General features: G+C 36.5%; 11 protein-coding genes. 8 read left to right on the top strand and 3 right to left on the bottom strand.

The features are described from left to right. Positions 1–245: 245 nt before the first annotated feature. On the bottom strand, positions 246–1,517 hold the full coding sequence (serS, locus tag LPC20_RS02315) for a serine--tRNA ligase (protein WP_229326102.1): 1,272 nt from the start codon (positions 1,515–1,517) through the stop codon (positions 246–248). 215 nt (positions 1,518–1,732) lie between these two features. On the opposite strand from serS, the gene metG reads away from it, so the two are divergent. The 3 genes from metG (at position 1,733) to LPC20_RS02330 (ending at position 5,221) form a co-directional block, all read left to right on the top strand. After that, positions 1,733–3,793 (top strand): methionine--tRNA ligase, encoded by a 2,061-nt coding sequence (metG, locus tag LPC20_RS02320; RefSeq protein ID WP_229326104.1) that lies wholly within the window; start codon positions 1,733–1,735, stop codon positions 3,791–3,793. A 73-nt stretch (positions 3,794–3,866) separates the two neighbouring features. Further along, complete coding sequence (locus LPC20_RS02325; protein ID WP_229326106.1) at positions 3,867–4,550, top strand: HAD family hydrolase; 684 nt, start codon at positions 3,867–3,869, stop codon at positions 4,548–4,550. A 47-nt stretch (positions 4,551–4,597) separates the two neighbouring features. Continuing rightward, positions 4,598–5,221, top strand: a complete 624-nt coding sequence (locus LPC20_RS02330) for a CatA-like O-acetyltransferase (RefSeq protein WP_229326108.1) — start codon at positions 4,598–4,600, stop codon at positions 5,219–5,221. A 52-nt stretch (positions 5,222–5,273) separates the two neighbouring features. Here the strand turns inward: LPC20_RS02330 and LPC20_RS02335 are convergent, their stop codons facing one another. Beyond that, positions 5,274–5,597 (bottom strand): single-stranded DNA-binding protein, encoded by a 324-nt coding sequence (locus LPC20_RS02335; protein WP_229326110.1) that lies wholly within the window; start codon positions 5,595–5,597, stop codon positions 5,274–5,276. 223 nt (positions 5,598–5,820) lie between these two features. Between LPC20_RS02335 and LPC20_RS02340 the strand changes: the two genes are divergently transcribed. From LPC20_RS02340 to LPC20_RS02360, 5 genes are read left to right on the top strand one after another with little or no spacing between them, the layout of a single operon-like run. After that, positions 5,821–6,171 (top strand): hypothetical protein, encoded by a 351-nt coding sequence (locus tag LPC20_RS02340; RefSeq protein ID WP_229326112.1) that lies wholly within the window; start codon positions 5,821–5,823, stop codon positions 6,169–6,171. A 26-nt stretch (positions 6,172–6,197) separates the two neighbouring features. Continuing rightward, on the top strand, positions 6,198–8,606 hold the full coding sequence (locus LPC20_RS02345) for a M20/M25/M40 family metallo-hydrolase (RefSeq protein WP_338083184.1): 2,409 nt from the start codon (positions 6,198–6,200) through the stop codon (positions 8,604–8,606). 7 nt (positions 8,607–8,613) lie between these two features. Beyond that, complete coding sequence (locus LPC20_RS02350; RefSeq protein WP_229326114.1) at positions 8,614–9,417, top strand: SDR family oxidoreductase; 804 nt, start codon at positions 8,614–8,616, stop codon at positions 9,415–9,417. A 1-nt stretch (position 9,418) separates the two neighbouring features. After that, positions 9,419–10,336, top strand: coding sequence for a DMT family transporter (locus LPC20_RS02355; RefSeq protein ID WP_229326116.1), 918 nt, complete (start codon positions 9,419–9,421; stop codon positions 10,334–10,336). A gap of 10 nt (positions 10,337–10,346) precedes the next feature. Next, a complete protein-coding gene (locus LPC20_RS02360; protein ID WP_229326118.1) occupies positions 10,347–10,808 on the top strand; it encodes an AraC family transcriptional regulator in 462 nt (153 codons plus the stop codon). A 53-nt stretch (positions 10,809–10,861) separates the two neighbouring features. Here LPC20_RS02360 and LPC20_RS02365 read toward each other — a convergent pair whose 3' ends face one another. Then, positions 10,862–12,925, bottom strand: a complete 2,064-nt coding sequence (locus LPC20_RS02365; RefSeq protein ID WP_229326120.1) for a M13 family metallopeptidase — start codon at positions 12,923–12,925, stop codon at positions 10,862–10,864. Positions 12,926–12,986 lie beyond the last annotated feature (61 nt).

Consider the following 12,986-nt stretch of genomic DNA (forward strand, 5'->3'; position numbering starts at 1 on the left):
TAAGTTATTGCTAAATCGTATTTTTTGAATCGAAATGACAAATTTGCAACTATTTATTTAAGCCTTAAATGAACCTATATGCCTTATAAGGTAAATTTTAATGTTTTTTAACCATATAAGACATGTAAGGGAATATAAGTTTTTGCTTTACAGAATAATTACTCTTATTATGTAATTTCTCCTGCGTCGAAATGATTAATTTATTTAAGCTTTAAATGAACTTATATGCCTTATATGGTAAATTTTTAATCTATAATATCAAACCCGCAATACGGACGTAATACTTCTGGAATTACAATCCCTTCTGGTGTTTGGTAGTTTTCTATAATGCCTGCCAAAACTCTAGGCAAGGCCAATGAACTTCCGTTTAAGGTGTGTGCCAATTGGTTTTTTCCGTCTTTGTCTTTAAAACGCAATTTCAAACGGTTCGCTTGGAAAGTCTCAAAATTAGATACAGAAGAAATTTCTAACCAACGGTCTTGTGCCGTAGAAAATACTTCAAAATCATAGGTTAATGCCGAAGTGAATCCCATATCCCCACCACACAAACGTAATATTCTGTATGGTAATTTAAGTTCTTGCAAAATGTTTTTCACGTGTTCTACCATCCCGTCTAATGCCTCGTATGATTTGTCTGGATGCTCTACGCGAACAATTTCTACTTTGTCAAATTGGTGCAAACGGTTCAATCCACGCACATGCGCACCATACGAACCCGCCTCACGACGGAAACAAGGCGTGTATGCCGTACACAAAACAGGCAATTCGCTTTCGTTTAAAATCACATCGCGGAATAAATTAGTCACAGGTACCTCAGCCGTTGGAATCAAATACAAGTCGTCAATGGTAGAGTGGTACATTTGTCCTTCTTTGTCTGGCAATTGTCCTGTTCCATAACCTGATGCTTCGTTCACCAAATGCGGCACTTGCATTTCTTTGTAACCCGCTGCGGTATTTTTATCTAAAAAATAGTTGATTAAAGCTCTTTGCAATCTTGCGCCTTTCCCTTTGTAAACCGGGAAACCAGCTCCTGTGATTTTCACCCCCAACTCAAAGTCGATGATGTCGTATTTTTTGACTAATTCCCAATGCGGTTGCGCTCCTTCGTGCAAAACAGGAATAGTCCCTTCTTCAAAAACGTTTAGGTTTTCTTCGGGTGTTTTCCCTTCCGGAACTATGTCGGCTGGTAAATTAGGTAGTGTATATAATTTTTGCGTTAATTCTTCGGCTAAAGCTTCCGCTTTTTCTCCCAAATCTTTGCTTTTTTCTTTTAAGGCAACGGTCTTTTCTTTTAAAATGCCAGCTTTTGCTTTTTCGCCACTTTTCATCAATTCGCCAATGGCTGCCGACAATTTATTAGATTCGGATAAAGTGTTGTCCAATTCCACTTGGGTAGCGCGACGTTGCTCGTCTAATTGAACTACTTCGTTCACAATTTCTTTGGCATCCATATTTCTTTTTGCTAAAGCTTTGATCACTTTTTCCTGATTCTCTCTAATAAATGCAATTTGTAACATAGCTTGATTTTTATAACTCTCTGTAATTTTTTTGCGCGTTGCGCACGCAAATTTAAGGAAATGTTTGCTAAGTAGGAGACAAAGTTGAGAGTTTTCCAAAGCTTCGATTATGACTTTTAGCCTTTTGTAGGCTAGAAACCTTAGTTGTACCTATGATAAAAAAAGTTATTTTTGCACTCATTCTGAATTCATTTCAGCATTATTAAACTGTTATTATGTTAGAAAATCCAAAAAGATATACCATTACGGCAGCCTTGCCTTACACTAACGGCCCAATTCACATTGGCCATTTAGCGGGGGTTTACGTGCCTTCGGACATTTATTCTCGCTATTTACGATTGCAAGGAAGAGACGTTTTGTTTGTTTGTGGTAGCGACGAACACGGCGTAGCCATTTCGATGAAAGCCAAAAAAGAAGGGATTACACCTCAAGAAGTAATCGATAAATACGATGGCATTATCCGTAAATCGTTTGTTGATTTTGGAATTTCGTTTGATAATTATTCTAGAACTTCGGCTAAAATTCATCACGAAACGGCTTCGGAATTCTTTAAAACTTTGTATGACAAAGGCGATTTTATTGAAGAAGTAACTGAGCAGTTGTATGATGCTAAAGCAGACCAATTTTTGGCTGACCGGTTTGTAACTGGAACTTGCCCAAAATGCAGCAACGAAGAAGCTTACGGCGACCAATGTGAAAAATGTGGTTCTACTTTAAATGCTACGGATTTAATCAATCCAAAATCGACAATTACAGGAGAAACGCCGGTTTTGAAATCAACTAAACACTGGTTTTTACCTTTGGATCGCTACGAAGCATTTTTGAAAGAATGGATTCTCGTTGGACATAAAAACGATTGGAAACCCAACGTGTACGGTCAAGTAAAATCCTGGATCGATGGCGGATTAGAGCCTCGTGCGGTAACCCGTGATTTGGATTGGGGAATTGACGTACCGGTTGCAGGTGCCGAAGGAAAAAAATTATACGTTTGGTTTGATGCGCCTATTGGCTACATCTCTGCTACAAAAGAATGGGCGGCTCGCGAAGGAAAAAATTGGGAACCGTATTGGAAAGATCAAGACACCAAATTAGTTCACTTTATTGGGAAAGATAATATTGTGTTTCACTGCATCATTTTTCCGGCGATGTTAAAGGCGGAAGGAAGTTATATTTTGCCAGATAATGTGCCGGCGAATGAGTTCTTGAACTTGGAAGGCAATAAACTATCGACTTCTAAAAACTGGGCGGTTTGGTTGCACGAATATTTGGAAGAATTTCCAAATCAGCAAGACGTATTGCGTTATGCTTTGACTTCGAATGCGCCAGAAACGAAAGACAATGATTTTACTTGGAAAGATTTCCAAGCGAGAAATAACAACGAACTCGTAGCGATTTTTGGTAATTTCATCAATCGTGTGGTGGTGTTGACTAATAAATACTACAACGGAATTGTACCTGCTCCAAATGAATTTTCTGAAGTGGACGAACAAACTTTAGCCGAGCTAAAAGCGTATCCAGCGGTGATTTCAAGTTCAATTGAACGCTACCGTTTTAGAGAAGCTTTGGGCGAAATGATGAATGCCGCTCGTTTAGGAAATAAATATTTGGCCGACGAAGAGCCTTGGAAAGTCATCAAAGACAATCCAGAGCGCGTACAAACTCAGATGAATGTGGCCTTGCAAATTGCGGCTGCTTTGAGTGCGCTTTGCGAACCATTTTTGCCTTTTACAGCTAAAAAATTAAGCCGCATTTTGAAAATAGAGGAGCCGTTGAACTGGAATACAATTACAGAAAACAGCGATTTGCTAATTGCGGGACACCAAATTGGCGAAGCGGAATTGCTTTTTGCCAAAATAGAAGACGAAGAAATCCAAAAACAAATCAATAAATTGGAAGCAACAAAAACAGCCAACCTAGCCGAAAACAAAAAAGCCGAACCACAAAAAGAAGCGATTCAGTTTGAGGATTTTGCCAAAATGGATTTACGCGTGGGAACGATTTTGGAAGCCGAGAAAATGCCAAAAGCCAACAAACTTTTAATCTTAAAAGTAGATACTGGAATTGACGTTCGCACCATTGTTTCGGGAATTGCCGAGAGTTTTGCGCCGGAAGATATAATTGGTAAAAAAGTTACTGTTTTAGTGAATTTGGCACCGAGAAACCTTCGTGGAGTAGAAAGTCAAGGAATGATTTTGATGACCAACAATGCTGAAGGAAAATTAGTTTTTGTCAACCCAGATGCTGAAGGTGTTGGGAATGGTGAGACGATTAATTAGTACAACACGAATTTCACGAATTTCCACAAATTAGTTTTGTAAAATTAGTGAAGTCTGTCTTTAAAATAAAATTATGCAACCGAAGATAATAGCTTTTGACGCCGACGACACGCTTTGGCACAACGAACCCTACTTTGATGAGGCGCAAGATAAATTTTGTGAATTATTCGGTGGTTATGCTTCAAAACAAGAGTTATTACGACTTATTTTAAATCATCAAATTACCAATTTACCTTTATACGGTTTCGGGATTAAGGCATTTACATTGTCTATGATTGAGTCGGCTTTAGAGTTAACCAATCACAGTATTTCAGGACAAAATATTGAAAAAGTCCTTCAAATTGGGAAGGATTTATTGCAAAAACCAGTGGAATTATTGCCTGATGTAATTTCAGTTTTGGAGGAATTAAAAGGAACTTACAAGTTAATCGTTGCAACTAAAGGCGACTTGAAAGACCAACATCGAAAATTACACGAATCTGGAATTGGTGCTTATTTTCATCATATTGAAGTGATGAGTGATAAAACTGAATTGGATTACGAAAAAATGTTAGGTCGTTTGGATTGTCAAGCAGCCGATTTTTTAATGATTGGGAATTCACTAAAATCAGATGTGTTACCGGTTTTGAATATTGGTGGACACGCTATCCATATTCCTTACCATACCACTTGGGAGTACGAGCAAATCGATTTTGAAGTTGAACATGAAAATTTTCATGCCTTTGAAAAAATAACTGACGTATTGCAATTGCTATAATAACACGAATTTCACGAATTCCTCAAACGGGAAAATCTATAGAAATAATGAAACAAAAGCTCGATCTTAACAGTTGGAACCGAAAAGAACATTTTTTGTTTTTCAAACAAATGGAAGAGCCTTTTTATGGCATTACGACCACAATAGATTGTACTAAAGCCTATACTAAAGCGAAAGCGATTGGTGTTTCATTTTTCAGCTATTACCTTCATAAAACCTTGAGCGCAGTAAATGCGGTGGAGAATTTCAGATACCGCATTATCGAAGACGAAGTTTATGTTTTTGACGTGATTGATGCCTCAGCAACCGTAATGCGAGAAGACACCACCTTTGGATTTTCGTATATGCCTTTTACTGAAGATATCAATGAATTTACTCAAATAGTACAGACTGAAATCGAACGCATGCAAACTACAACGGGGGTTTTTACTAGAGAATATCCTGAAAATTTGATTCATTTTTCGGCTTTGCCGTGGATTAATTTTACTTCATTGTCTCATGCCAGAAGTTTTACTTGGCCAGACAGTTGTCCTAAAATTTCTATTGGAAAATTAACGGATGAAAATGGTAAAAAATCAATGCCAATATCCGTTCATGTGCATCATGGCTTAGCAGATGGGTATCATGTTGGGTTGTTTCTAGAAAAATTACAACAATTAATGAACGAATAAAAAAAGCACAAAGTCTTTTGAACTTTGTGCTTTTTTAGTTTGTGGGGAAAATTTATTTACCCAACAACAGCACTTCGTTAACCACTATATCCGTTACATAACGTTTTTCTCCATTTTTATCCTCATAAGTGCGGTGTGTTAATTTGCCTTCAATGCCTATTTCTTTTCCTTTGGTTACGTATTTTTCTATAATTTCAGCTGTCTTACCCCAAGCAGTTACTCGATGCCATTCGGTTTGCTCTACTTTGTCTCCGTTGTCTTTGTAATAGACATCATTCGTTGCGATTGTGATAGTGGCTACTTTTTTCCCACCTTCTAGGTTTTTAACTTCAGGATCTTGACCTACTCTTCCGATTAATTGTACTCTGTTCTTCATGGCGTATAAATTTAAATGGTTAAATAAATGTGTTAACTGATTTGTTTCAATCAACGATGCAAAGATGGGATGGGTTCCAAAAATTATTCGGTAACTAACTATTTACTTTCGGTTGTAACTATTTGTAAGCATTTGTAAATGGAAAATAATTAATATATTTGATTGATTTTAAATATATTTATTGCGCATTATATACTATTTTAAGTCAAAAAATCCCAATCTTATGAATAAAAGCTGTTTAGAATGCGGAGATAAAATTATTGGCCGCGAAGACAAAAAATTTTGCAGCGATGGCTGTCGCAATGCATACAACAACAAAATCAACAAAGACAGCAACAATTTTATGCGCAACATTAACAACAAATTGCGCAAGAATTACCGCATTTTGTGTGAATTAAATACGGAAGGAAAATCCAAAACTACCCGAACTAAATTACTAAGTAAAGGTTTTGACTTTGAGTATTTTACCAATATATTGCAAACTAAAACCGGAAATACCTATTATTTTTTATACGATCAAGGGTATATGATTCTTGAAAATGAATATTACATGCTTGTCAAAAAAGATATATAATCCAAAACCCAAATCTGCCCTATTCTATGAAAAAAAATTACGCCTCTCTTTACAGTACGCTTTTCATTTTAGTTATTCTTGCGTTAGCCTTTTTTACTATGATGCCTCAATGGACATCGGAAGAAGAAGGTCCGCTAACCGAATTTTCTACACAAAGAGCATTCAAACAAGTAAGAGCCATCTCGCGTCAACCGCACTATGTTGGTTCTAAAAATCACGAAGAGGTCGCGCAGTATTTACTAAAAGAATTAGAAAAATTAGGATTAGAAACTTCCATTCAAGAAGGCTATACGTTGAGCGATTGGGGGAATTTGGTGAAATCCAAAAATCTTTTGGCAAGAATAAAAGGAACCGATAGCACTAAAGCCTTATTACTTTTATCACATTACGATAGCGCACCCCATTCCTATTCCTTGGGCGCCAGTGACGCAGGTTCGGGAGTAGCCACTATTTTAGAAAGTGTTCGAACCTTTCTACACAATAAAACAGCACATAAAAACGATATTATTATTCTCTTTACAGATGCCGAAGAATTGGGTTTAAATGGGGCAGCTCTATTTGTTACCAAGCACCAATGGGCTAAAGAAGTTGGCGTAGTTTTAAACTTTGAAGCACGAGGTTCGTCAGGTCCAAGTTATATGTTGATGGAAACCAATGGTGGAAACGCAGGATTAGTTAATGAATTTGCTGCCGCAAAAGTACCGCTTCCCGCTTCTAACTCCTTGATGTATAGCATCTATAAAATGTTGCCTAACGACACCGATTTAACTGTTTTTAGAGAACAAGGCAATATCCAAGGATATAATTTTGCTTTCATCGACGATCATTTCAATTACCACACAGCACAAGACGACAGCAAACACCTCAACAAAAACACCTTAGAACATCAAGGCACGTATTTAATGCCTTTGTTGCAGTATTTTGCAAATGCCAACTTTGACGCTACCGTTTCCAAAGAAGATTATGCTTATTTTACCCTCCCGTTTACTTTCTTCAGTTATCCGTTTAGTTGGATACTACCAATGGTGTTAATCGCTTTAGTGCTATTTGTACTTTTAGTCTTTATAGGCGTTGGGAAACGTATTTTGTCATTCAAGGAAATCGGAAAAGGATTTATTCCATTTTTAGGTGCGACAATCACTAGCGGATTATTGGGCTTTTACGGGTGGAAATTTTTACTTCATTTCTATCCACAATACAACGATTTACTCAATGGATTTACCTACAACGGCCATTCGTATATTGCAGGATTTGTCTCTTTAACCATTGCGATTTGCTTCGTTTTTTATCAACTGTTTTCAGATGTAAAGACAACAATGAATCATTATGTAGCGCCGCTTTTCATTTGGCTATTGCTAAATTGTGGATTAGCCATTGGATTAAAAGGCGCTGGATTTTTAATCATTCCTGTTGGTTTTGGTTTGATTGCTTTTGGATTTTTTATTTTGACTCAAAAATCAAATGCACTATTGAATATAATTTGCAGTATCCCGGCACTATTGATTATTGCGCCATTCATTCAAATGTTCCCAATCGGCTTAGGACTTAAAGTACTTTTTGGAAGCGCTATTTTGACGGCATTAACCTTCGGATTGCTATTGTCTGTTTTTGGATCATACACCAAAAAAGGAAGATGGTCATTCTTATTTTTGGCGATTGCGGGTATCTTTTTTGCGAAAGCACATGTAACATCTGGATATGAATTAGGCAAAGCCAAATCCAACAGCTTGCTCTACATTTATAATGCTGAAACCAAAAAGGCCAATTGGGTTACTTATGACACCAATTTAGATGATTGGACGAAAAGTTATTTGGGCAACCACCCTAAATCGGCCGATTTTATGCAAGCAGTACCTTTGTTTAGCAAATACAATTCAGGATTTACCTATGCTGCCGAAGCGCCAGTAAAAGAATTAGCTACGCCAACGATTGAATTTTTAAAAGATGAAAAATCAGGAAATCAACGTCATTTAAAAATTAAAATTACACCGAATCGAAATGTAAACCGCTACGATATTTTTGCTTCCGAAGAAATGATTTTGAATAATTTCAAAGCTAATGGAGTACAATCCATTGGTCAAAAAGGCACCAAATACGAACGAAGAAGAGGGAAGAAAATATTGAGCTATTATGTAGTAGCGAACGAAGCTTTAGAAATGGAATTTAGTATTGACGCTACTGCGCCATTTGAAATGGAATTATTAGAAAGTTCTTTCGACTTAATGCGAAACAAATTGTTTCCAATGATTAAACGACAAAACTGGATGATGCCAACGCCATTTGTTTTGAACGATGCCGTTGTAATTCAGAAAAAAATTGTTCCAACTCCAGTGGTAAAAACTGTAGTAAAAAAAGTTATTGAAAGCACTCCCGTTCAAGATAGTATATCGGAACCAAAACCTGAAATTGAACCTGAAACTACTCCAATTCTCTAAGCTAACTATGACACAAATCAGCATTTTAGGTTGTGGCTGGCTGGGACTTCCTTTGGCGAAAGCCTTATTAAAAAAAGGATTTTTGGCAAAGGGTTCTACTACTTCAATAGAGAAAATATCCGTTTTAGAATCAGCAGGAATTGCGCCATTTATAATTCGGTTAGAGGAAGAAAAAATCAGTGACTCCATAACTGATTTTTTGGCTGATAGCCAAATCTTAATTGTAGACATCCCACCAAAATTAAGAGGCAATTCTAACGAGAATTTTGTTGCCAAAATAGCGACTTTAATTCCTTTTATTGAAAACTCAACCATTGAAAAAGTGCTTTTTGTGAGTTCGACTTCGGTCTATGGTGAGGATAATGAATTGGTGACTGATGAAACTCCTTTGAATCCTGATTCAGAAGGCGGACGTCAATTGGCTATTGTAGAAAGTCTTTTGCAAAAAAACAGTTGTTTTGAAACGACCATTTTACGTTTTGGAGGATTAATTGGTGAAGATCGAAATCCGGTTCGGTTTTTATCCGGGAGAGAAAATATTGAAAACCCAGACTCACCTATTAACTTAATCCATCAAGACGATTGTATTGGCATTATTAAAAAAATAATCGAATTGGATTCTTGGAACAAAACCTTCAATGCAGTCGCGCCATTTCATCCGACTAGAAAAGAATATTATACTCAAAAAGCTGCCGATTTGAATTTGGCTTTGCCTAAATTTGTCCCTTCAAACACAATGGCAGGAAAAACTATATTGAGTGATACATTGAAAAACTCTTTGCAGTATTCCTTTATTAAACCAACATTATAAAGTGAGAACCCGAATAAAAAACGCTTTTTCAAACCAGATCAAAACAATTGGGTTGCCGTTTTTGGCACTTTTCTGGGTCAGTATCATTTGGGGTACCACTTGGATTGCTTCCAAAGAAGGCGTAAAACATATGCCTGCTTTACAGTTGGTAGCTATTCGCCAATTCATTGGAGGCATTATTTATATTGGCTATTTCTTATTGAAAAAAACCCCTTGGCCTAAAGGCAAACAATGGAAATTCATTCTGATTTTGAGTGTGCTTAATTTTGTTTTAAGTAACGGGCTCAGCACTTGGGGTGTGAAATACATTAGTAGTGGTTTAGGCGCAATTATTGGTGCCTTGGTGCCATTATGGGTAGTCATAATTAGTTTTTTCAGAGGCGAACGATTAGCTCGATTAGCCATTGTAGGATTAATTGTTGGTTTTTCAGGAATTTGTGTGGTCTTTTACGATCATTTGAATGATTTCTTCATTGCTGATTTTCGTTTTGGAATATTCCTCTCTATTGTCGCTACGCTGACTTGGGCTTTTGGAACTTTATACACTAAGAAAAAAGCGGCCAGTTTTAATCCGTATTTTGGATTGGGATTGCAAATGTTTATTTCGAGTATTTTACTTTTTGCCTTTACAGGCGCAACAGGAACCTCAGTAAGTTTGTCTGAAATTCCAGCTATATCATGGTGGTCAATTGCTTATTTGGTTTTGTTTGGCTCCGTATTTACTTTTATTGCATTTATTTATGCCTTACAGCGTTTACCATCAGAAATTAGCAGTATTTATGCTTATGTAAATCCAATCGTTGCGGTTTTGTTGGGAACAGTTATTTTTAACGAACCGCTCACTATTCCTATAATTATTGGCGGCAGCATCACATTAATTGGATTGTACTTGGTTAATAAATCCATGAGAAAAAGTTAAATTTAAAAATATGATTACCAATATTGAAATTAAAGAAATGCCAAAAACAGATTGGGCATTTGTCACTCATATTGGAGTGGAAGGATTGGATGCAGCTTATGGAAAATTACTCCAATGGGCAATTCCTAAAGGTCTTGTAGGTAATGATTTAAAAATGGGTCGGATTTATCATGACAGCTTTAAAATAACTGATCCAGCTAAAGTAAGAATGAGTGCTTGTATTTTACTGCAAGAACCTGTTCAAACTAATGGGGAAATAGGTTTGGTATCTATCCCAAAAGGTAAATGTATCGTTGGTCATTTTGAAATACCACCTCATGAGTTTGGTAAGTCTTGGCAATCCCTTTTTATTTGGATGAAAGAAAATGGATATGCAAAAGCAGACCAAAATCCTTATGAAATTATGCATAATGATTTCAATAAACATCCAGAGAAAAAATGTATTGTGGACTTATGTATTCCTATCGAATAAAAACAAAAAAACCGATTATTGCTAATCGGTTTTTTTGTATTCAATAATTCAGATTACCAAATTTTAACTCGCTTTTCAGGAGCAATATACATTCCGTCAGTAGGCTGGATGTTGAACGCTTCATAAAAGGTATCTACATTTTGTAATGGTACATAAGCACGATACATTCCTGGTGAATGTGGGTCGGTTTTTACTTGACTTTTCAAAGCCTCGTCTCTCATTTTTGAACGCCAAATAGTTGACCAAGAAATAAAGAAACGTTGTTCTGGAGTGTATCCATCAATTAAACCTGGATTCCCGTTTTCTTTCAAATACAATTGCAATCCATCATACGCCGCATTCACACCGCCCAAATCTCCAATGTTTTCTCCTAAAGTAAATTTACCATCAACAAAAGTCCCTGGCAGTGGCTGTAACTGACTGTATTGTGCTGCCAAAGCTCCCGTCAAAGCCGTAAATTGTTTTAAATCGTCTGCAGTCCACCAATCTACTAAATTACCATCAGCATTGTATCTTGAACCTGAATCGTCAAATCCATGGGAAATTTCATGACCAATTACTGCTCCAATTCCACCATAATTTACGGCTTCGTCAGCTTGATAATTATAAAATGGCGGTTGCAAAATTGCTGCTGGGAATACAATTTCGTTGTACGAAGGGTTGTAATACGCATTTACCGTTTGTGGAGACATCCCCCATTTTTCTTTATTAACAGGTTTTTTAAGTTCTGCAATATTCTCGTTGAAAGACCATTTCGAAATATTTTTTACGTTCTCAAAATAGCTCCCCCCTTCTTCAGGAGACTGAATAGTTAAAGCCGAATAATCTTTCCATTTGTCAGGATATCCAATTTTAACTCTTGATTTGTTCAATTTAGCTATCGCACTTTTCTTTGTCTCTTGTGACATCCAAGCCAAATTATTGATTCTGTTTTCAAAAGCTAGGAATACATTTTTAATCATTTTCTCTGCTTTAGCTTTGGCTTCAGCAGGGAATTTTTTCTCAACATATAATTTACCCAAAGCTTCTCCCGTAGCCCCATTAATAACTTGAAGTGCACGTTCTTGAAGTGGTCTTTGTTTAACAGCGCCCGTTAAGGTTTTGCCATAAAACTCCCAATTCGCAGTTTCCAATTGTGTAGACAACAAACTGGCTGATTTGTTTAAAAGTGTCCAACGCATATAGGCTTTCCAATCGGCTACTTTATTTTCTTTCAAAATAGTTTCTAAAGCCACTAAATATTTTGGTTGCGCAACAATTAATGAATCTGTTTTTGGTAAACCAATTTGAGTTAAATAAACATCCCAGTTAATTGATGGCGTCAATTTTTGCAAATCACTTACCGTCATTGGATTGTACGATTTTCTTCTGTCTCTGCGTTCCACTCTATCGAAGCGAGGTTTAGACATCGCTGTTTCTAGAGCTAGAATTCTATCCGCATTTGCTTGTGCCTCGGCTGGTTTTTCTCCAAGTAATTGTAGCATTTTAGTTAGATGAAGTAGGTATTTGGCACGTTTCTCTTTAGAATCAGCATCTTCAGAAACATAATAATCTCTGTCAGGCAAACCAACACTTCCAGGACCTACATTAATAACATTTCTATTGCTATTTTTAGCATCAACTCCAACTCCAACTCCAAAAAAACCTATTCCGCCTTGAGGCGCCATTTGAATTAACAATGCCTGTAAATCGGCCGTGTTTTTTACTGCATTGATTTTAGCTAAATACGGTTTAAGCGGAGAAATTCCTTGCTTGTTTCTAGCAACCGTATCCAAAATAGATTTGTACAAGTTAATTGCTTTACCTTGATCTGTATTCGACTTATAAATAGGGTTTTTTGCCGCCTCATTTAATATGATTAAGGCATCTGTATCTGTTTTTTGACGCAATTCATCAAAACTTCCCCAACGTGTTTTATCGTTTGGAATTTGAGTATTGTCTAACCAGGTTCCATTAACGTATCTAAAGAAATCGTCTGTTGGTTTTACCTTTGTATCCATAAAGTTTACATTGATTCCTGGCTCTTTTTTCGCAGTGTTGTCTTGGGCTTGAACACTCGATGTAACAATTAAAGCTGGGATCACGAAAAGAACAGCATTCGAAAATAATTTTTTCATTGTTTTTAATTTTTAGTGATAAACAAATCTATTGAATAATTTTTAAAAATTTGAATTACAC

The sequence above is a fragment of the Flavobacterium ammonificans genome (assembly GCF_020886115.1).
Classification (GTDB): domain Bacteria; phylum Bacteroidota; class Bacteroidia; order Flavobacteriales; family Flavobacteriaceae; genus Flavobacterium; species Flavobacterium ammonificans.